Below are 19,662 nucleotides of genomic sequence, written 5' to 3' on the forward strand. Positions count from 1 at the left end.
CTTCGACCGTGCGGACCTCCTCCTCCATGATCTCGGTGACGGTCACCGGCCGCTTGGTGCGCAAACAGCCGGTCGAGCCGGATATGGCCTTGCAGATGATAACCGGGATCGATCACGAAGACTTCGGTGAAGTCGTCGGGCAGGTCGTCGGCTTCGCGCAGATGGTCGATCACCTGGCCGACGGTCCAGAACGGCGGCACGGCGATGAAGTCGTCCTTCATGCGCCGGCCGGCGGAATCCTCGGGGTAGTCGAGCGCACGCTTCAGCGCGACCCCGCTCGACCGCCGGCATCTTTTCGAGGATCTCGGAGCGGTCCTCCTCGTCCAGGTCCTGCAGGATCGAGACGGCATCGTCGCTGTCGAGTTCGGCGATGCCTTCCGCCACGGTCTCGGCGGGAAGATCCTCAGGATCTCGACACGAATCGTTTCGTCGACTTCGGTCAGCACGGCGAAGTCGAAATCTGCTCCGAGCAGTTCGACCAGCTTGCGACGGTCTTCGGTGTCGAGCTGGGCGATCAGATCGCCCATGTCGGCCTCGTGGGCTTCGCCGACGAGATCCTTCAGCCTGGCGGCGTCGTTACTGGCGACGGCGCTGGTCACCGCCTCGACAATGTCCGATCTGAGCGCGCCGTCGTCGTCGCGCCAGTCGTCGGTCATGGTCGGGTGTGGCGTGGGAACGGCCATGGGCGCCTCGCTGATGGCATGCCACGTCGAGCGGCGGAGGGTGGCGCCTTCTTGGGCGTGCGAATGGCATTTGGCAAGGAGGCGGAGACGCCACGATGAGCAGTTTTGACAGCATGGATCGCCGCCGCGTCGCGGCCAAGATCGCGGCAGGTGTCGCGGCAGGGGTCGCGCCTCGGCGCTGGCGCCGGCCGCAGCGCTCGCGCCCCCGCCTGCCGGGCCGATGCGCTCGGCACCGCCCGGGTCCTGCCGGTGGCGACCGCGGGTGGCCTGCGTGTCGGGCGCAAGAGCTATCCCCGGACCTTGCCGCTCGGCCCGCGCGAAGTGGTGCTGACCTTCGACGACGGCCCCCTGCCCGGCCCGACCGACCAGGTGCTGGCGGCGCTCAAGCAGGAATGCGTGCGCGCCCCTTCTTTCTGGTCGGCCGCATGGCCCATGATGCCCCGGCCTCGCCGGCGGATCCTCGCCGAGGGCCACACCGTGGCGCATCACTCGATGACCCATCCGATGACGCTGGCGCAATTGCCGGTCGAGCGGGCGCGCGCGATATCGAGGCCGGGTTCGCGGCGGTCGACCGGGCGCTCTACGGCACCTATTCCGGCACGCCGCGCACGCCGTTCTTCCGCTATCCGGGCTTCGGCGATTCCGACGAATTGAACAACGGGCTGGCGGCGCGCGGCATCGGCGTGTTCGGCTGCGATTTCTGGATCAGCGACTGGAACGAGATGACCGTGGAGGCCCAGCTGGATCTGGCGCTGCGCCGGCTCGAACGGACCGGCTCCGCATCATCCTGATGCACGACACCCGGCAGCAGACCGCGGCCATGCTGCCGGCCTTCCTGCGCGAACTGAAGCAGCGCGACTTCAAGGTCGTGCACATGCAGCCGGCGTGACGACCAGGGCGGCCCAAAAACAAACGGCGCCCTGGATGGTGTCCAGGGCGCCGTCCGGAGACCGAAGTCTCGGATTTGGTGCGGTCGAGAGGACTCGAACCTCCACTCGGTTAAGAACTACCACCTCAAGGTAGCGCGTCTACCAGTTCCGCCACGACCGCATTCGCCAGGCAAGCCCGGCGAGAGCGGCTGTCTAGCAGAGCGATTCACCGGCCGCAAGGCTTGTCCGCGCTCTTCTCACAGCCGTCACTCGAACTCCATGATCACGGCGTCCACCGCCAGGCTGTCGCCGGGCTTGGCCGCGATCGACTTGACCTTGCCGTCGCGCTCGGCGCGCAGCACGTTTTCCATCTTCATCGCCTCGACCACCGCAGAGCGCCTCGCCCGCCTTGACCTCCTGGCCGACCACCACCGCGATCGACTTGACCAGGCCGGGCATCGGCAGAGCAGCTTCTTGCCCGTATCGGCGGCGACCTTGACCGGCATCAGCGCGGCAAGCTCGGCCTCGCGGCGGTATAGACATAGGCGCGGGTGGCGATGCCGCGATAGGCGAGCAGGAGGCCGTTCGGGATGGCGCGGACCAGCACGTTGACCGGCTTGCCGTCGACCGTGCCCGAGAACACGGCTGGCCCGGCGCCCAGGCCGAGGCAATGGTGTGGCTCGCGGTCTCGCGGCCGCCGGCGCCCTCGAAGAAGCGCACGGCGATGTTCTCGCCGTCATCCAGCACCTGCACGTCGTAGCGGCTCTCGCCCATGGTGACGACGCGGTCGCGGTCGAACGACACCCGGTGGCCCTGGCGCATCTGGCCGGAGATCTTGCGTTTGCGCGCGTTCAGCATGTGATCGATGAAGGCGGCGACCGCGGCCATGGCCTCGGCCGGCTCGCCGACCGGCTGGCGCGGCGCGAAACCTTCCGGATATTCCTCGGCGATGAAGCCGGTCGACAATTCGCCGGAGCGCCAGCGCGGATGCTGCATCAGCGCCGACAGGAACGGGATATTGTGCTGGATGCCGTCAATGGCGAAGGCGTCCAGCGCATCGGCCTGGGCCTCGATCGCCACCTCGCGGGTCGGCGCCCAGGTCACCAGCTTGGCGATCATCGGATCGTAATAGAGCGATATCTCGCCGCCCTCGGTGACGCCGGTGTCGTTGCGCAGCACCGCCGCGCCCACCTTGCCTTCGGCCGGCGGACGGTAGGTCACCAGGCGGCCGATCGAGGGCAGGAAATTGCGATAGGGATCCTCGGCATAGATGCGGCTTTCGACCGCCCAGCCGTTGAGCTTCACGTCGCTCTGCTGGATCGTGAGCTTTTCGCCATAGGCGACTTTGATCATCTGCTCGACCAGGTCGATGCCGGTGACCATTTCGGTGACCGGATGCTCGACCTGCAGGCGGGTGTTCATTTCGAGGAAATAGAACGACCGGTCCTGGCCGGCGACGAATTCCACCGTGCCGGCGGAATCATATTGCACCGCCTTGGCGAGAGCCACCGCCTGCTCGCCCATGGCGCGCCGGGTCTTCTCATCGAGCAGCGGCGACGGCGCTCCTCGATGACCTTCTGGTTGCGCCGCTGGATCGAGCATTCGCGCTCGCCGAGATAGATGACGTTGCCGTGCTTGTCCCCAGCACCTGGATCTCGATATGGCGCGGGTTGACGATGAATTTCTCGACGAACACCCGGTCGTCGCCGAACGAGCTTTTGGCCTCCGACTTGGCGAGCCGGAAACCCTCGGCCACCTCGCCCGCCGAATGGGCGATGCGCATGCCCTTGCCGCCGCCGCCGGCGGAGGCCTTGATCATCACGGGATAGCCGATCTCATCGGAGATCTTGACGGCATGAACCTCGTCTTCGATGACGCCGAGAAAGCCCGGCACGGTCGAGACCTTGGCGGCGGCCGCCGCCTTCTTCGATTCGATCTTGTCGCCCATGGCGGCAATGGCATGCGGGTTCGGCCCGATGAAGACGATGCCGTTGTCTTTTAGCGCCAGCGCGAAGGCCTCGCGCTCCGACAGGAAGCCGTAGCCGGGATGCACCGCTTCGGCGCCGGTCTGTTTGCAGGCGGCGATGATCTTGTCGATCACCAGATAGCTTTCCGACGCGGTCGGCGGGCCGATATGCACGGCTTCGTCGGCCATTTCGACATGGACCGCGTCCTTGTCGGCATCCGAATAAACCGCGACGGTCTGGATCCCCATCTTGCGTGCGGTCTTGATCACGCGGCAGGCGATTTCGCCGCGATTGGCGATCAGGATCTTCTTGAACATGCAGGGGGCCCTTCGAGGCACGCGACTTCATATGATGCCGCGTTCTAGGGCCCCAGCGCTAGTCCCGTCCACTCGGCTAATGGGATGACGGCGGGCGGCCTGATCGGGCCGGCCCGCCGCCTCGCCTCAGCGCAAGACCTTCAGCGCAGGACCTTCAGCGCAGGACCTTCAGCGCAAGACCTTCAGCGCGCCTGCCCACTTGTGCAGCTCGTCGAGCAGCGTCGCGGCGCTGGCATTGATCAGGTCGTTCGGGGTGAACTCGCGTTCCTCGTTCAACAGGCTGGTGAAAGCCGGAAGGGCGATGCCTTCCGGGATCGGCATCAGCTTCAGCGTGGTCAGCGTCGGCTTGGCCTGCTGAACCGCCCGGGTGCCGCCGGAAATGCCGCCATAGCTGAGGAAGCCGGCCGGCTTATAGGCCCATTCGGCGGACAGATAGGTCAGCGCGTTGATCAGCGCCGGCGACGGCCGTAATTATATTCCGGCGTGACGAAGACGATGGCATCGGCCGCCTTGACGCTGGCGCTCCACTTCTTCGTATGCTCATGCTGATAGTCGCCGAGCCTGGGGTGCTTCGGCTCGTCGAAGATCGGCAGGTTGAAATCGGCCAGGTCGACCAGCGTCGGGTCGAATTTGCCATGTGCCCTGGCGACCCCGTCGAACCATTTGGCGAAAATCGGCCCGACGCGGCCCGGCCGCGTGCTGGTGATGATGGTGTGAAGCTTCAATGCCATCGTAACAGGTCTCCTGGTCGGATCATCATCAGCCGCGGACCTATGCACCCGGGGGCGAAGCCACTAAGTTACTCTTTGTGACCGAGGCTATTTAGAGAACCGGCCACATGGCCCGCAAGGAGGCACATGCATGGACCTAGGGCACATCGATGTAACCGAGGACGAAGCCTGGTCCCACACCGGCGACTGCAGCGTGGTGAAGCCGATCCTGGCCCGCATCGGCGACAAATGGGCGGTTCTGGTGGTGCGCCTCCTAGGCGCCGGCCCGATGCGCTTCAATGAGCTGAAGCACAAGATCGGCGTGGTCTCGCAACGCATGCTGACGCTGACATTGCGCGGTCTCGAGCGCGACGGCCTGGTGTCGCGCACGGTTTTCCCGACCGTGCCGCCGCGGGTCGATTATGCCCTGACGCCGCTCGGCCGCTCGCTGATCGGTCCGATCCGGGCGCTCAGCGACTGGGCTTTCCGGCATCAGGCCGAGATCGTCGCGGCGCGCGAGCGCTTCGACCACACCTGTCCGCACCTGGCGCCGCAGCCCAAGCCGCGGTGGCCAAGACGGGCAAGATGGCGGCTGGCAAGATCGCCTGACGCCCGGCTCTTAAGGAACGCGCGCAATTCGCTGTCGCGCCCCGACCATGCGCCCGAGCGTGCGCAGGCGATTGACCAGCCGCTCACCGGCCAATCCCGACAGGTCGCCGGCGAGCGTCAGCACCAGCCGGCGATCCTCGACCGTCAGCGGCGCGCGCGGCAGGACCCCGGCATGGCCGCCGAGATCAGATAGGCGACCCGCATGGGCGCCGAGCACCCGGGCGCGATCGAGCAGCCTGACCCCGACCAGTTCGCGGATCCGGGGCGACATGAACTCGTCGATGATGCCTTCGTGGCGATAGAAGGTCGCCAGCGCCAGATAGGCGCGGCCGGGATGGTCGACGCCGGCGAAATTGGCGTGGGCGATGATGTTGAGGCTCTGCTCACCGCGATAATCGGGATGGGCGCGCCAGCCGATATCGGCGAGCAGGCAGGCGGCGTGGCGCAGCCGGCGCTCCTCCGCGGTCTCCTCGAGGTGAGAGACCTCCATGAAGGTCGGTCCAGGCGATCAGCTCCTCGCCATGGCGCGGCGAGCGCGAGCGCAACAGGCTGAGTTCGCGCGCCGCCGACAACAGGGGATCCTGGTCGCGCGATCTCGTCGAGCATCGAATAGAGCAGGCCCTCGCGCACGCCGAGCACCGAGATCACCACGCGATCGACCTTGGAGGCCCTGACACGGCTTCCAGCACCAGGCGCCATAGGCCAGCAGCGGCCGCCGCTTCCGCGACCACTCGATGCGCGAGATCGTATCGGTCGGCTGCCGGCTGACCAGATAGCAGAAGTCGGGATCTCCTTGCCGGTCAGGGCATAGCCATGCATGACGTTCAGGGATAGCCGCGCTGCCCATGTGCAGCTTGGCGAGCGAGCGCCACGTGCCGCGACCGCATAGAAGGTGTGGCCCTTGCCCTTCTTCAACAGGTCGACCTTGGCAATGGTCTTGCGGTGATCCGCTCGGCCTTCTGACGAATAGCCCGAGGTGTCCTGCAGCGCCGAGCCCGCCGAGCGGCAAGGTCACGCCCGCCGCCGATCCTGCGTCCTTGACGTCGACCAGCTCGAGCGAGCCGCCGCCGAGATCGCCGACGATGCCATCAGCCGGTAGGTGCCGGAGATCACGCCGGAGCGCCGCGAAATTGGCCTCCTCGCGCCCGACAGGAGCTTCAGCGGCACGCCGCAGATCGCCTCGCATTCGGCGATGAAGACGTCGCCGTTCTTGGCGTCGCGCACGGGCGGCGGTCGCCAGCACATGCAGCTCGCCGACATCAGCTGGTTGCACAGCACGCGGAAACGGCGGATCGAGGCCAGCGCCTTGGCCACCGCGTCATCGGCCAGCCGGCCGCTGATCAGCACGTTGCCGGCCGAGCCGCACAACGTCTTTTCGTTGAAGATCGGCGTCGGCGAGCGGGTCAGCGCCTCGTAGACGACGAGGCGAACCGAGTTGGAGCCGATATCGATGACGGCGATCGTCGGCCCGAGCTGGAGCCGGCCCGGCCGATCTCGGAAAAATCAGCTCGCTCCACGCTCTGCCCGACGGGAAGGTGGCGGGGAGATGATTCTTGAGCGATTTTCCACGTCTGACAGGCTCGGATTGGTCATGAAATATTTATGGGCATTGAACGCTCTTCGCCTCGGCCGGCTTGATACGCTCCGAGCTCCCGTCCGACAAGACCCGCCAGCTCTGCTGGTTGTCCTTCAGATTGGCCATCATGATCTGATCGAGCGCCTGTGATGCACCGTCGGGTGTTCAGCGGGCAGAGCGACTCGACCCGCCGGTCGAGATTGCGCGGCATGGCATCGGCCGAGGAGATGTAGACCCGGGCCTTCGGATGCGGCAGGCCATGGCCGCCGCCGAAAGCATAGATGCGGGTGTGTTCGAGGAAGCGGCCGACGATCGATTTGACCCGGATATTGTCGGAAAGGCCGGGCAGGCCGGGCCTGAGGCAGCAGATGCCACGCACCACCAGGTCGATCGCGACGCCGGCCCGGCTGGCATCGTAGAGCGCATCGATGATCTCGGGATCGACCAGCGCGTTGAGCTTCATCCAGATCGCCGCGGGCTTGCCGACCCGGGCGAATTCGGTCTCCTCGGCGATATGGTCGAGCAGCGCTCTTCAGGTTGAGTGGCGACACCGCCATCAGATCCAGTTCTGGGGCTCGGCATAACCGGTGATGAAGTTGAAGATGCGCGCGAACGTCGCGGGCCGATCACCTGGTCATCGGTGAAATAGGACAGGTCGTGTAAACCTTGGCGGTGATCGGGTGATAATTGCGGTGCCGAATGGCAATAGGTGACCAGCGCCTCGCCCTCGCGGCGCACCACCATCGACAATTTGGCGTGGGTCTTCAGTTCGATGAAGCCGAACACCACCTGCACGCCGGCGCGCTCCAGGTCGCGCGCCCAGCGGATATTGGCCTCTTCGTCGAAACGTGCCTTGAGTTCGACCAGCGCGGTGACCGATTTGCCGGCTTCGGCGGCTTCCGCAGCGCTTGACGATCGGCGAATCCGAGGAGGTGCGGTAGAGCGTCTGCTTGATCGCCACGACATTCGGGTCGCGGGCGGCTGGTTGAGGAACTGCACCACCACGTCGAAGCTCTCATAGGGGTGGTGGACGATCAGATCCTTCTGGCGGATCGCGGCGAAGCAATCGCCGCCCTGGTCACGGATGCGCTCGGGATAGCGTGGCGCATAGGGCACGAATTTGAGATCCGGCCGGTCGAGCGAGACCAGCTGCGCCAATTCGTTGACCGCCAGCACGCCTTCGACCCGGAACACCTCGTCGTCGACCACGCGAGGGCGCGGGCAATGAAATGCCTGAGGTCTTCGGGCATGCTCGCCTCGACCTCCATGCGGATGACCGAGCCCGCCGCCGCCGCTTCAACGCCGATTCGAAGTGGCGGACCAGATCTTCCGCCTCTTCCTCGATTTCCAGATCGCTGTCGCGAATGACCCGAAAGGCGCCCTGCCCCTTGACCACATAGCCGGGGAACAGCCGGCCGATGAACAGGCCGACGGTCTGCTCCAGCGTGATGAACCGGCGAGCGCCGGTCTCGGCGAGGTCGGGCAGCTTGATGAATCGGTCGATCTTGGCCGGCACCCGGATCAGCGCCCGCATGGCCCGGCCGTCGCCGGCGCGCTGCAGCGACAGGGCAATGGTGAAGCCGAGATTGGGAATGAACGGGAAGGGATGCGCCGGATCGATGGCGAGCGGCGTCAGCACCGGGAAGACGTGGCCAAGGAAATGATCCTCCAGCCAGGCCCGCTCGGCCTTGGTCACATCGGGGCCGTCGACCAGCACGATGCCCTCGGCGAACAGGTCCTCGCGCAGTTCGCGCCAGCGCTGCTGCTGGTCGGAGGCCAGCGTCGCCACGCTGTCGCTGATCTTGACCAGCGCCTCGGCCGGGCTCAGCCCGTCGGGCGAGAGCGTGCCGACGCCGGCCAGCACCTGGCCGCGCAGGCCGGCGACCCGGACCATGAAGAATTCGTCGAGGTTATTGGCCGAGATCGACAGGAAGCGCAGCTGTTCGAGCAGCGGATGATTGCGGTTCGACGCCTCTTCCATGACGCGCCGGTTGAACTGCAGCCAGGACAGCTCGCGGTTGATGAAACGCTGCGGCTGATGGCGCAGGTCCACCGGCGGCCCCTGCTTTTCGGCGGGCGCCGCGAGCTTGACTGCGGTTTGGCCTCGGTGCGGAGCTCGACGATCGGCTCGTGCCGCGGAGCGTCCTTCTTGGTCTCGAGCGTTGCCATGTCTTTCCCTCGGGCGATAGGCGATACCCATCACCTGCGATCATGACGCCGCTGTGACCGGCGTCAAAGAGAAGTCTTCGTCAGATCAGGCTCGGCTGCATGACCCGCTCGAGCACCTGGGCGGCGAGCGGACGGGTCAGCCGGCGGCCGGTTTCCAGCGTCTCACGATCGAGCTCGGTGACCAGACGGCGCGCGGCATCGAGCGAGCGCTCCATGCGGCGGGCCAGATATTCGACGATGTCGGCGTCAGCAGCAATTGACGGTCGGCGAACAGCTTGACCAGGACGGCGCGCAGCAGCGCGTCTTCGGGTTCGGCCAGCGCCACCGCCGGAATGGCGCGCAGCCGCGACGACAGGTCCTTCAGGCCGGTTCCCCAGCTGACCGGCGGCTCACGCGTGGTCATCAGGACGAAGGCGCCCTCCTCCTTGGCGCTGTTGATCAGGTGGAACAGCGCCAGTTCCGAGGTTTTCGGGCCGGCATCCTCGAGCAGCAGCGCGCCGGTCGCCAGCGCATCGGCCGGCACGGCGCCGGCCAGGTCGCGCGCCGCCAGCCGGCGGGCCCCGGCATGGTCGGCCCAGATCGCGCCGAGATGGCTCTTGCCGGCGCCCGGCGGGCCGACCAGGGCAACCACCGGCGCCGGCCATTCCGGCCAGGTCTCGATCAGCGCCAGCGCTTCGGCATTGCACGGCGCCTCGAGAAAATCGTCGCGCGCGAGGGACTCGGGCAACGCAAGATCGAGCGCCATCTGGCGCGGGCCGGCACGAAACGCATTCGGGAACATGATCACTTTTCCGACCGAGCCGGACCTTCCCGGGGCACACCCGTATAGAGCGGGCTTGCGAGGTACTGCCTGATGGCGAAGCGGGTCAAGACACCGATCGCAGCCGCCAGCGGCACGGCCAGCAGAAGTCCGACGAAACCGAACAGGGCGCCGAAGGCGAACAGGGCGAACATCATCGAGACCGGATGCAGGCCGACCGATTCACCGACGAGGTTGGGATAGAGCACATAGGCTTCGAGGAATTGCCCGACCACGAAGATGCCGATGATGATCGCCACCATCGACCAGTTCGGCCAGAACTGCACGATGGCGACGCCGAGCGACAGGATCAGCCCGGTGAGCGAGCCGACATAGGGGATGAAACTGAGGAAACCGATGGATATGCCGATCAGCAGGCCGAAATTGAGCCCCGACGCGGTCAAGGCGACACCGTAGAAGATCATCAGGATGCCGCAGACCGCGGCCTGGCCGCGCAGGAAGCCGGCCAGCGCCCGGTCGATCTCGCGCATCAGGCCGAGGATCGTCTCCCTGTGCTTCAGCGGCAGCCAGGAATCGATCTTGACCATGATCTTCGGCCAGTCGTTCAAGAGATAGAAGGCGACCACCGGCGTCACCACGATCAGCGAGAACAGCGAAATGAAGGCGGCGCCGCCGGACCACAGCCCCTGCAGGAAACCCGCGGCCCAGCCGACCGACTGGGAGACCAGGTCGCCGACCGAGCGCGACACGTCGGGCAGCCGCTCGCCGAGCACCTTCTGGAGCCATTCCCGGTTCTGCTCGGTCGCCAGCGTCTGCAATTGCACGACATAACCGGGCAGCCGCGCGATGAAGGCGGTGAGCTGATTGGCCAGGATCGGCACGATCAGGAACATCAGGCCAATGAACAGCACGACGAATGTGCCGATCACGAACAGGGCGCCGAGCGTGCGCGGCAGGCCGAGCTTGGCCAGGCGCCGGACGATCGGGTCGAGGAAATAAGCCAGCGCCAGCCCGGCGACGAAAGGCAGCAGGACACCGCGCAGGACATAGAGGGACAGGATCAGCAGCACCAGGCCGCCGATCCAGAACCCCACTTGCTTTTGAAGCGTCAACGGTATCCCTCGCGGATCGCCACCGATCGTACCGACAAGGTCGCAAGACGCCGCGTCGGTTTCAAGGCCTCATGACAAGGGATCGTCACGTCGACATGTGGCGCACCCAGGCCACCAGATAGGCGCCGGCCGAGGCGAGCGTCAGCACCGCGACGGCCCACATCGCCACCTCGATGGCCAGGTCGAGATCGAGCCCCAGCCCCTTGGAGGCCAGCACCAGCGCGGCAAACACGATCTGCGCCACCGTATTGGCCTTCGAGACGAGCAGCGGCTGGATCGCCAAGGGCTTGTCGACAAATGTCGACAACAGCACGCCGCCGACGATCATGAAGTCGCGCGACACCACCAGAATGACCACCCAGGGCGGAATGAAGCCGAAAATGGCGAGCGAGACATAGATCGAAACGATCAGCGTCTTGTCGGCCAGGGGGTCGAGATAGGCGCCGAGTTCGGTCCGCTGGTCGAACCGCTTGGCGATATAGCCGTCGACCGCATCGGTAATGCCGGCGAAAACGAAGATGCCGAGCGCGACGCCCATCCGCCCCTGGGAAATTGCCCAGACCACGACGGGGACGAGCAGGATCCGCAGGATGGTGAGGAGATTGGGAATGCTCACGGTTGCGTTATCGATCCGGCCCCAGGGACGCGGACACTAAGGCCGGCGCAACGGCTTGCCAAGACTATCAAAATGGAGATCGACTATCAAAATGGAGATCGACCACCAAAATGCAGACCGACCGCCGAAATGCGGATCGGCACGGAATTTCCGGGCCTTGCGCCGGCGGCACCGGGGCCGGCCGCCGCCCGGCCTCAGGCCGGATCGCAGCGGCGGGCAAATTCGGCGATCCGATCGATCGACGGCCGGTCGGTCAAAAGCGGCGCATGGCCCTGGCCCGGCACATCGAACACCCCAAGGTCCGGCCGGCGCGCGACCATGGCGGCGACCGTCTCGGCCGAAATGATGTCGGAATGTTCGCCGCGGATCACCATGGCCGGGACATTGGCCAGGCCATCGAATTGCGGCCAGAGCGTCGGCAGGGGCGCATCGAAATTCATCGTCTCCATCGGCTTGGTCAAGGCCGGGTCGAAGGCCGGCACCAGTCTGCCGTCCCTGGTCATCCACATGCCCTCGGCCTGCCGATACCAGTCGGCATCGGAAAGTGCCGGAAACTTGGCGCTGCCGATGCTTTTCAGCAGCGCCACTGCCTCGTCGAGGTTTTTCGGCTCGGGCAATTTGCCGAGATAACTCTTGATCCGGGCCAGGCCGGTGCCGTCGATCACCGGCCCGATATCGTTGAGGATGGCGCCGGCGATCAGGCCCGGCCGCGCCGCCGACATCAGCATGGTCAGGATGCCGCCGCGCGAGGTGCCGAGGAAGATCGCCTTGTCGATGCCGAGCACGGTGGTGACGGCGAGCAGATCGTTGAGCTCGACCGGCAGCGCATAATTCTGCCAGTTGGTGTCCCAGTCGGATTGTCCGCGGCCGCGATAATCCGGCGCGACCACTTGGCGCGTCGCCGACAGCGCGCGGGCGAGCCGGTCGAAATCGGCGGAATTGCGCGACAGGCCGGCGAGGCAGATGAGCGGCCAGCGGCCGGGCTGCGGCACGCCATAGACCCGCACATGCAGCCTCAGGCCGTCGGTCGCGCCGACGAACCGGCTCTCGTAGCCCGCCTCGCCCATCGCCTCAGGCTTTCGGATCGATGGCGAGCCGGATCGACAATTCGCGCAGCTGGCGGGGCGTCACCTCCGATGGCGCGCCCATCAGCAGGTCCTCGGCGCGCTGGTTCATCGGGAACAGAGAAATCTCGCGCAGATTGGTCACGCCGCAGATGAGCATGACGATACGGTCGACACCGGCCGCCATGCCGCCATGCGGCGGCGCGCCATACTGGAACGCCCGGTACATGCCGCCGAAGCGCTCGATCACCGTTTCCTCGCCATAACCGGCGATCTCGAAGGCCTTCACCATGGCCTCGGGCCGATGGTTGCGGATGCCTCCGCTGGCGATCTCGTAGCCGTTGCAGGTGATGTCGTACTGAAACGCCTTGATGGTCAGCGGATCCTGGCCCTCCAGCGCCTCCAGCCCGCCTTGCGGCATGGAGAAAGGATTGTGCGAGAAGTCGACCTTCTTCTCGTCCTCGTTCCACTCATACATCGGGAAGTCGACGATCCAGGCGAGTTCGAAGCGGTCCTTGTCGACAAGGTTCAGCTCCTCGCCGACCTTGGTGCGGGCAAGGCCCGAGAACTTGACGAATTTCGCCGGGTCGCCGGCAACGAAGAAGGCGGCGTCGCCTTCTTTCAGTCCCAGCGCGTCGCGGATCGCGGCCGTGCGCTCCGGGCCGATATTGTTGGCGATCGGGCCGGCGCCCTCGCCGCCCTCGCGCCACATGATGTAGCCGAGGCCGGGCTGGCCCTCGCTCTGCGCCCAGGAGTTCATCCGGTCGCAGAAGGCGCGCGAGCCGCCACCGGGTCCGGGGATCGCCCAGACCTGGTTCTTGGCGTCCTCCAACATGCGCGCGAAGACCTTGAAGCCGGAACCGCGGAAATGCTCCGACACGTCCTGCATGACCAGCGGGTTGCGCAGGTCCGGCTTGTCGGAGCCGTATTTGCACATCGATTCCGCATAGGGAATGCGCGGGAAGGCCTGGGTGACCGGCTTGCCCTCGGCGAAGTCCTCGAACACGCCACGGATCACCGGTTCGACCGCCGCGAAGACGTCGTCCTGGGTGACGAAGCTCATTTCGAGGTCGAGCTGGTAGAACTCGCCGGGCAGACGGTCGGCGCGCGGATCCTCGTCGCGGAAGCATGGCGCGATCTGGAAATAGCGGTCGAAGCCCGACATCATCAGCAGCTGCTTGTACTGCTGCGGCGCCTGCGGCAGAGCGTAGAACTTGCCGGGATGGATGCGGCTCGGCACCAGGAAGTCGCGCGCGCCCTCCGGCGACGAGGCGGTCAGGATCGGCGTCTGGAACTCGAAGAAACCGGTGTCCTTCATGCGCCGGCGGATCGAATCGACCACCTGGCCACGGGTCATGATGTTCTTGTGCAGCTTCTCGCGACGGAGATCGAGGAAGCGGTATTTCAACCGGGTCTCTTCCGGATATTCCTGGTCGCCGAACACCTGCAACGGCAGTTCCGCTGCCGGACCGAGCACTTCGATCTCGGTAATGAACACCTCGACCTCGCCGGTCGGGATCTTGGCGTTCTTCAGGCTCTCGTCACGCCCCTTCACCTTGCCGTCGATGCGGATGACCCACTCGGCGCGGCATTGCTCGAGCGCCTTGAACGCCGGGCTGTCCGGGTCGGCCAGGCACTGGGTGATGCCGTAGTGATCGCGCAGGTCGACGAACAGGATGCCCCCGTGGTCGCGGATACGGTGGCACCAGCCCGAGAGCCGGACGGTCTCGCCGACATCGGTGGAGCGCAATTGGCCGCAGGTGTGGGAGCGGTAGCGATGCATGGAAGGCCTCGGCAAACGGAACGGCAGCGCGGATGCGCGCGAAAGAATGTGCGTCCGTTTAGCGGAAGCGCGCGCCCGCTTCAAACGGAACCGACGCAAAACAGCCGCCGCGACCCTGAGAAAGCGCCCTCCGCCGCCCGGATCCGGGCTCGATCAGGCCTTGGGCTTGCCCCGCGGCTTGGCGCGCGCGGCTCCCGGAGCCGCCGTCGCCGGCTTTGACGGGCGCTTCGCCGCCCGCGTCTTTCCGGCCGGCTTGCCGTCAGGCGGCAGGCCCGCCGGCAGCATTGCCGCCGGCGGCTTTTCCCCTTGCGCTTTCCTGGCTCGCGGCTTGGCGACCTTGGCCGGCGCCTCCGGCGACGCCGGTGCCGCTGCGGCCTCCGGCGGCACAGCCGGAAGCGGCATCGCCTCGACCGGCACAACCGCAGGAACCGGCGGCGAAACAACCGCCAGTTCGGAATCCGGTTTGGCTGCGCCGCTGCCGAGCCGGCGCAGCACGGCGCCAATGCCGCAGCCGAGCACATAGGCCCCGGTCATTGCCAGCGCCATGTCGAGCCAGAGCCCGTGCCGCCCCCTGAGCCAATGAAGGATTGCGGCGGCGACCCCGACCGCGAGCAGCGCCGCGATCGCCCAGACCAGCAGATCCAGGGCGAGACCGCTCCGCCGGGTTTCGCCGGGCTGCCGGGGGCGGCCGGTCGCCGCCCCGACCACCATGCCGAGCAGGATCGCCGCGACGACCCAGGGCCAGAGTGTGGTCACGAGATAAGCCATCGATCCCCCCTCACGGCCTGACGACGAAATCGATACGGCGGTTCTTCGCCCGGTTCGCCGCCGAGTCGTTCGGCACCACCGGACGCGTCTGGCCGAACCCCTGGGCCGTCAGCCGCGCCGCCGGAACACCCCGCCGGATCAGATATTTGACCACCGACAGGGCGCGCGCCTGCGACAGGTCGAGATTGCGTTCGGCCGAGCCGGTGTCGTCGGTATGGCCCTCGACAATGAAGGCAGCGGCCGGACATTGCCCGAGGCTGCGCGCGATACGGGTCAGGACGGCAAGGCTGTCCGGCCGGATGGCATCGCTGTCGGGGCGGAAAGCGACGCTGCCCGTCGTCAGGATTTCGCGGATCTGGACCGCACAGGGATTGCTCGAGGGCGCGGGCGCCAGGCCGGCCGGCGGCGCGACCGGGCCGATCAGCTCGTGGTGTGTGGCGAAACCTTCCGGCCCGGCCGGCGGCAGCTGGCCGCGGATGTCATTGGCGACCGCTTCGGACGAAGCCCGCCCGGCGACGCGCAAGGTCCGGTCGAGGATCGAAGCCCGGCCTTCGGCGAGCCGCGCGACCTGCGCCATGGCAAACAATGCAACTTGAGCGAACCCATCCGGCGCGCCGGCGGCGAGCTCCTGGCTGTCGCGCACGGCGAGCGGCGCGAAGATCCGCTCGGCCGCCTCGCGATTGGCTTGGCGCAGCGTGTTGGATGGCACGAAGCCCTGCAGCAGGACGCCGCTTTCAGTCTTCTGGACGAACCAGGGGTAAGGCGAAACCACGGGTGGCCTGATATCGACACCGGCGAGCCGGCCGCCATTCGGAAACGGCTCGGTGCGCACCGCCTGGTTGGCGGCGACAAATCCCGGCCGGTCGATCGCATCGCCTTCGATGGTGAAGGCCTGGTCCTGGTAGCGGGCGCTGCCTTGCCGGAGCCGCGCGACCTGCATCAGCGCGAAACGGCCCGCTGCCACCCAGTCCATATCGGCCGGCTGGCCCTCGGCAACCCTGATCTTGTCGGTCACCGTGACGCCGGGCAGCGTGGCGCGGGCGGCCTCGACCAGCGCCGTCTTGTCCGCCTCGCTCGCGGCAAAACCGTCGAGCGTTACCCCTTGCGCAGTCCTGATGATGTTGAGCAGGAACGGCCGGGCCGACAGAATGGTCGCCACCACATCGTTCTGGACGATCCTGGCGCTGCGCGGCAATCCTTGCGGACCGGACGCGGCAGCCGCCACCTCGGCCGCGCCGACCGTGTCACGCCCGGTACCGGTGATCGCGAAACTGCCGTCGGAGAGCGAGACGGCCCCGTCCTTCAGCCGCTGCAGCTGGCCGAGGCCGAACAGGGCGGCAGCGGCAAAATCGGCCGATGCGCCCTCGGCGACCCGCATGCGATCGACCACCTTGGCATTGCTGGCAATAGAACGCGCGCGCGCAAGGACCTGATCGCGGACGCCGGTCGAAGGCACATGGCCCTCGAGCACCACATCCGCCCCGTCGAGCCGGGCTGCCCAGGTGAACGGCCGGACCGTCGGCGGCACCAGATCGATGCGTGCAACCGTCAGTCCGGTCGGCGGCTGCCTGAGCATCGCGGTGACCGCATCGAGAACGGCGAAGGTCCCTGCCCGGCCCTGAATGGTCAGCGCCGTATCGGCAAGCAGGGCGGAAGCCGGGTCGAGCCGCGCCGCCTGGCCGGCGACGAAAGCCGCCATGGGCTGGAACCCCTGCGGCGCGCCAAGGCCGATCTCGGCCCGATCGGCAATGGTCAATGTCGGCGCCGCCGCCCTGATCGCCGCCAGCACATCGGCGCGGACGTTCTCGTCCGGGATAAAGCCGCCAACGGCAATGGTGTCGCCCTGGCGGATGACCGAGAACCGGTAAGGCGCGATCACCGGCGCGGTGATCGTGGCGGTGGCCGAACTCAGCACCGCCGGCAGTCCGCTGCGCACGGCCCGCGTCACGGCGGCATAGGTCGCGCCATCGGGCGCCGCGCCGCGCAGCGCCAGGGCGCCGTCGCGCAGGCTGACCCGGCCCGCGCTCAGCCGGCCGAGCTGGGCCAGCGCGAAACCGGTCATCGCCTCGTAGCCCGACGGTGCGCCTTCGGCGAGCGTCATCCGGTCGGTGATCGCCACGCCGGGCAGGACCTGCCGCGCCATGGCGAGAACCGAAGCTCTGGTGGCTTCGTTCGGCACATGCCCCGACAGGGCGAGGCCCGACGGGTCGCGCTCCGCTTCGAACAGATAAGGCGTGGCGCGCGGGGGCCTGATCGTGATCTCGGCGACCGAAAATCCCGCCGGCGGCGCGCCGATCGCCTGGCTGACGGATGAAATGACTTCCGTCGTGTTTGCAGTGCCTTGCAAGGATATCTTGAGATCGGAAAGGGCGGCGCGGCCTTGCTCGAGACGGCCGAGTTCGCGCAGCAGCAAGGCCGTGGCATCGGCAAAGCCGTCAGGCGCGCCGCGGGCAAGCTCCAGCCGGTCGACCACTTCGGCGCCACCGGTGAGCCGACGTGCCTGCGCGATGATCTGGCCGCGGGACGCCTCACTTGGCACCACGCCGGTCAAGGTGATGACCTCGCCGGCCTTGTCCGCGGTCCAGAGATAGGGCTGGCGAACGGCAATGATGCTGGTCGCGTTGTCGACCAGCCGCGCGCCGGCGACCTCAGCCGCCGCGCGCGCCGCGAGCGCCTGCGCTTCCAGGCTTTCCGCCTGGCCGGTCATCCTGATATCGCGGCCGATCGCCTCGACCTTGGCCCAGTCGAACCCTTGGCGAGCCAGTTCAGCGCTGACCCGCTTGCCGACATCGGCGGTGACGGGGGCCTCGGTGAAGGCAATGGCCAGGAGGACGAGCAGCGCCAGCGGCGGCAGACCCCAGATCCATTGCTTCGGCCGAAACATGTCCCAATTCCCTCTCCGCCGGATCGCGTCGCCGCGCGACATGGCGAGACCTGCGGGCGCGCAGTGTCTGCGACGCCACCCTCTGACCGCAACCCCCAGCGGCGACCGGCCACAGGTTTCGTCGCTTCTGTCCGGACCGGCGTCGCCGGTCGGAGCCATGCTGCGACTGTTGCGGCTGCGAGACGCTGCTTCAAGGCAAAAAGAAACCCCGGCGGTTGCCCGCCGGGGTCCTTTAACTCAGGATCTGAGGATCAGATCAGAAGTTGCGCTGAACGCGGAAGGTACCAACCCAGGCACCTTCCTGGCCGCGCGCCACGCCGCCGCCGGTGATGGCCGGAACGCCACCAGCCTGCGTGCGGGCATTGATGTTGTGATAGACAACTTCAAGGCCGAGGTCGAGGTTACGAACCGGCGACCAGATCGTGTTGACGCCGACGTTCCAGTACTTGATGTCCGAGAGACCAACACCGGCAGCCGGCTGGTTGATGTCGGAATAAGCACCGAAGATCGACGAACGCAGAGCCGGGGTCCAGAAGTGACGGAAGCCGGCGGCAACCGACCAGGCCTTGGTGGTCTGGATCGAGGCATTGCCGACGACCGGAACACCACCGAGGTTGTTGGCGACGACGGCGTCACGCAGGTTGCTGTTCAGAGCATTCACGCCAGCGAGGTTGCCCGCACCGGAGATCGTGCCGCGGTCACCACCCTGGTTGGCCGTGCCGAAAGCGTAGTCGAGAGCGCCGTCGGCATAGACTGCCTGCAACCACAACACGTCGCCACGGGCGAGCATGTCGAGGTTCAGACGCAGACCGGCACCAACAGCCCAGCCGAACTTGTCGCCAGCGGCGTTGGTCGGACCACCGAAGTTCAGGCCAGTCGCCGTGGTCACCACGGCAGCGTTATAGCCATAATCGGTCAGCTGGTGCAGGGCACCCATGATCTGAGCCGAACCCCAGGCCTGATCGACGCGCAGGTTGGCGACGATGTCCGGGAGCTTCTGGGGGCCGTAGGTCATGCCGTAGACGCCCGAGAGCGGACGCGCCAGGCCAACCGTGTTGACGCCGACAGTGCCGTCGAGCCAGGTATCGCTGTTCGAGTAGCGGCGATACATGCTGTCTTCCAACGACACCGTCGCCGAGAAGCCCGAACCGAACGAGGCGGTATAGGCCAGCACGGTGGTCGAGCGCGCGGTCGCGGCGAAGTTGCCGGAGAGCTGCACGTCGCCCTGGTAGAAGTTGAAGAACGAGGCCGAGAAGCCGAAGGTGAAGCCAGCGAACTGGATGAAGGCACGCTCGACGTTGATGGCGGAAGCACGCGGCGACTGATGCACGCCTGAGTTGACCAGGCCCTGCGAAGAGAAGGCGCCGCCGTACTGACCGCGATAGGCCGAGAACTGGCCGAAAGCGCGGAGCAGGCCGTATTCGGTGTTCGAACGGGCGTCGACGTTCAGCGTCAGACGCACCGAGGTGCCGTAGAGCGAGTCGAAGTACGAGGTGCCGAGAACCTGCTGGCCGGGGACAGCGGTGCTGCCGTTAGAGCGGCTGCCCGGAGTGGTGTTGACGCCGTAGTCGACACGCACGAAGCCGCCGATACGCAGGCAGGTGTCGGTGCCCGGGATGAAGAAGAAGCCCGCGCCGTAGGTGTCGCAGATGCGCACGTACTCAGCGGGGGCCGCCTTGCCCGGAAGATCGGCAGCCTGAGCGCCGGCGATGGCAACGAAGCCCGCCGCGGTGCCGAGAAGAAGGCTCTTGACCGTCTTCATGTTGTAGACCTCC

General features: G+C 66.7%; 16 protein-coding genes, 1 tRNA gene and 5 pseudogenes. 3 read left to right on the top strand and 19 right to left on the bottom strand.

The features are described from left to right. Positions 1–42 precede the first annotated feature (42 nt). Positions 43–1,169: pseudogene (locus E8M01_RS35930) on the bottom strand (magnesium transporter MgtE N-terminal domain-containing protein). Between E8M01_RS35930 and E8M01_RS35375 the strand changes: the two are divergent. Both E8M01_RS35375 and E8M01_RS35380 read left to right on the top strand, forming a co-directional pair. Next, on the top strand, positions 1,053–1,337 hold the full coding sequence (locus tag E8M01_RS35375) for a polysaccharide deacetylase family protein (protein WP_342778659.1): 285 nt from the start codon (positions 1,053–1,055) through the stop codon (positions 1,335–1,337). The pseudogene E8M01_RS35930 and the gene E8M01_RS35375 sit on opposite strands and share 117 nt — an antisense overlap. Continuing rightward, a complete protein-coding gene (locus E8M01_RS35380) occupies positions 1,334–1,474 on the top strand; it encodes a hypothetical protein (RefSeq protein WP_246088541.1) in 141 nt (46 codons plus the stop codon). The genes E8M01_RS35375 and E8M01_RS35380 overlap by 4 nt, the downstream gene beginning before the upstream one ends. A gap of 174 nt (positions 1,475–1,648) precedes the next feature. Here the strand turns inward: E8M01_RS35380 and E8M01_RS00015 are convergent. From E8M01_RS00015 to E8M01_RS00025, 5 genes and pseudogenes are all read right to left on the bottom strand, one after another. Further along, positions 1,649–1,733, bottom strand: a tRNA-Leu gene (locus E8M01_RS00015). 85 nt (positions 1,734–1,818) lie between these two features. After that, positions 1,819–2,221: pseudogene (locus E8M01_RS35835) on the bottom strand (biotin/lipoyl-containing protein); the annotation flags it as partial. An 18-nt stretch (positions 2,222–2,239) separates the two neighbouring features. Next, positions 2,240–3,836 (bottom strand): annotated as a pseudogene (locus tag E8M01_RS35935) (acetyl-CoA carboxylase biotin carboxylase subunit); the annotation flags it as partial. A gap of 168 nt (positions 3,837–4,004) precedes the next feature. Beyond that, positions 4,005–4,157, bottom strand: coding sequence for a hypothetical protein (locus E8M01_RS35850; RefSeq protein ID WP_342778722.1), 153 nt, complete (start codon positions 4,155–4,157; stop codon positions 4,005–4,007). 33 nt (positions 4,158–4,190) lie between these two features. Next, positions 4,191–4,567: pseudogene (locus E8M01_RS00025) on the bottom strand (NADPH-dependent FMN reductase); the annotation flags it as partial. 130 nt (positions 4,568–4,697) lie between these two features. On the opposite strand from E8M01_RS00025, the pseudogene E8M01_RS00030 reads away from it, so the two are divergent. Then, a pseudogene (locus E8M01_RS00030) lies at positions 4,698–5,075 on the top strand (winged helix-turn-helix transcriptional regulator); the annotation flags it as partial. Between the two features lie 90 nt (positions 5,076–5,165). On the opposite strand, the gene E8M01_RS35390 reads toward E8M01_RS00030, so the two are convergent. The 13 genes from E8M01_RS35390 to E8M01_RS00080 form a co-directional block, all read right to left on the bottom strand. Next, on the bottom strand, positions 5,166–5,645 hold the full coding sequence (locus tag E8M01_RS35390; RefSeq protein ID WP_246088891.1) for a hypothetical protein: 480 nt from the start codon (positions 5,643–5,645) through the stop codon (positions 5,166–5,168). Between the two features lie 521 nt (positions 5,646–6,166). Then, positions 6,167–6,502 (bottom strand): Ppx/GppA phosphatase family protein, encoded by a 336-nt coding sequence (locus E8M01_RS35395; protein ID WP_246088883.1) that lies wholly within the window; start codon positions 6,500–6,502, stop codon positions 6,167–6,169. A gap of 242 nt (positions 6,503–6,744) precedes the next feature. Further along, positions 6,745–7,257 carry a hypothetical protein gene (locus E8M01_RS35400; RefSeq protein ID WP_342778721.1) on the bottom strand — a complete coding sequence of 171 codons (513 nt, stop codon included), beginning with the start codon at positions 7,255–7,257 and terminating at the stop codon, positions 6,745–6,747. Next, positions 7,191–7,907 carry a polyphosphate kinase gene (locus E8M01_RS35405; protein WP_246088543.1) on the bottom strand — a complete coding sequence of 239 codons (717 nt, stop codon included), beginning with the start codon at positions 7,905–7,907 and terminating at the stop codon, positions 7,191–7,193. Before E8M01_RS35405 ends, E8M01_RS35400 begins: the two co-directional genes overlap by 67 nt. Next, a complete protein-coding gene (locus E8M01_RS35410) occupies positions 7,810–8,784 on the bottom strand; it encodes a polyphosphate kinase (protein ID WP_246088544.1) in 975 nt (324 codons plus the stop codon). Before E8M01_RS35410 ends, E8M01_RS35405 begins: the two co-directional genes overlap by 98 nt. A 196-nt stretch (positions 8,785–8,980) precedes the next feature. Beyond that, a complete protein-coding gene (locus E8M01_RS35940) occupies positions 8,981–9,115 on the bottom strand; it encodes a hypothetical protein (RefSeq protein ID WP_425467693.1) in 135 nt (44 codons plus the stop codon). 568 nt (positions 9,116–9,683) lie between these two features. Beyond that, positions 9,684–10,772: an AI-2E family transporter gene (locus E8M01_RS00050; protein WP_136958236.1), complete on the bottom strand. Its 1,089-nt coding sequence runs from the start codon at positions 10,770–10,772 to the stop codon at positions 9,684–9,686. 85 nt (positions 10,773–10,857) lie between these two features. Continuing rightward, on the bottom strand, positions 10,858–11,388 hold the full coding sequence (locus E8M01_RS00055) for a CDP-alcohol phosphatidyltransferase family protein (protein WP_136958237.1): 531 nt from the start codon (positions 11,386–11,388) through the stop codon (positions 10,858–10,860). Positions 11,389–11,582: 194 nt separating this feature from the next. Beyond that, complete coding sequence (locus E8M01_RS00060; protein ID WP_136958238.1) at positions 11,583–12,455, bottom strand: alpha/beta fold hydrolase; 873 nt, start codon at positions 12,453–12,455, stop codon at positions 11,583–11,585. Between the two features lie 4 nt (positions 12,456–12,459). Further along, a complete protein-coding gene (gene aspS / locus E8M01_RS00065) occupies positions 12,460–14,235 on the bottom strand; it encodes an aspartate--tRNA ligase (protein WP_136958239.1) in 1,776 nt (591 codons plus the stop codon). A gap of 153 nt (positions 14,236–14,388) precedes the next feature. Then, the gene (locus E8M01_RS00070; RefSeq protein WP_136958240.1) at positions 14,389–15,003 is read right to left on the bottom strand and encodes a hypothetical protein; all 615 of its coding nucleotides are present in this window, start codon (positions 15,001–15,003) and stop codon (positions 14,389–14,391) included. 10 nt (positions 15,004–15,013) lie between these two features. Next, a complete protein-coding gene (locus tag E8M01_RS00075) occupies positions 15,014–17,887 on the bottom strand; it encodes an OmpA family protein (protein WP_170181697.1) in 2,874 nt (957 codons plus the stop codon). A 256-nt stretch (positions 17,888–18,143) separates the two neighbouring features. Next, positions 18,144–19,649: a porin gene (locus tag E8M01_RS00080; protein WP_170181698.1), complete on the bottom strand. Its 1,506-nt coding sequence runs from the start codon at positions 19,647–19,649 to the stop codon at positions 18,144–18,146. Positions 19,650–19,662 lie beyond the last annotated feature (13 nt).

The sequence above is a fragment of the Phreatobacter stygius genome (assembly GCF_005144885.1).
Classification (GTDB): domain Bacteria; phylum Pseudomonadota; class Alphaproteobacteria; order Rhizobiales; family Phreatobacteraceae; genus Phreatobacter; species Phreatobacter stygius.

Excerpts from the sequence above, each read along its gene's own strand:
- E8M01_RS35850 (WP_342778722.1), bottom strand. The coding sequence starts at position 4,157 with ATGCCGATCCCGGAAGGCATCGCCCTTCCGGCTTTCACCAGCCTGTTG.
- E8M01_RS35390 (WP_246088891.1), bottom strand. The coding sequence starts at position 5,645 with ATGGAGGTCTCTCACCTCGAGGAGACCGCGGAGGAGCGCCGGCTGCGC.
- E8M01_RS35940 (WP_425467693.1), bottom strand. The coding sequence starts at position 9,115 with ATGGAGCGCTCGCTCGATGCCGCGCGCCGTCTGGTCACCGAGCTCGAT.
- E8M01_RS00060 (WP_136958238.1), bottom strand. The coding sequence starts at position 12,455 with ATGGGCGAGGCGGGCTACGAGAGCCGGTTCGTCGGCGCGACCGACGGC.
- aspS (WP_136958239.1), bottom strand. The coding sequence starts at position 14,235 with ATGCATCGCTACCGCTCCCACACCTGCGGCCAATTGCGCTCCACCGAT.
- E8M01_RS00070 (WP_136958240.1), bottom strand. The coding sequence starts at position 15,003 with ATGGCTTATCTCGTGACCACACTCTGGCCCTGGGTCGTCGCGGCGATC.
- E8M01_RS00075 (WP_170181697.1), bottom strand. The coding sequence starts at position 17,887 with ATGTTTCGGCCGAAGCAATGGATCTGGGGTCTGCCGCCGCTGGCGCTG.
- E8M01_RS00080 (WP_170181698.1), bottom strand. The coding sequence starts at position 19,649 with ATGAAGACGGTCAAGAGCCTTCTTCTCGGCACCGCGGCGGGCTTCGTT.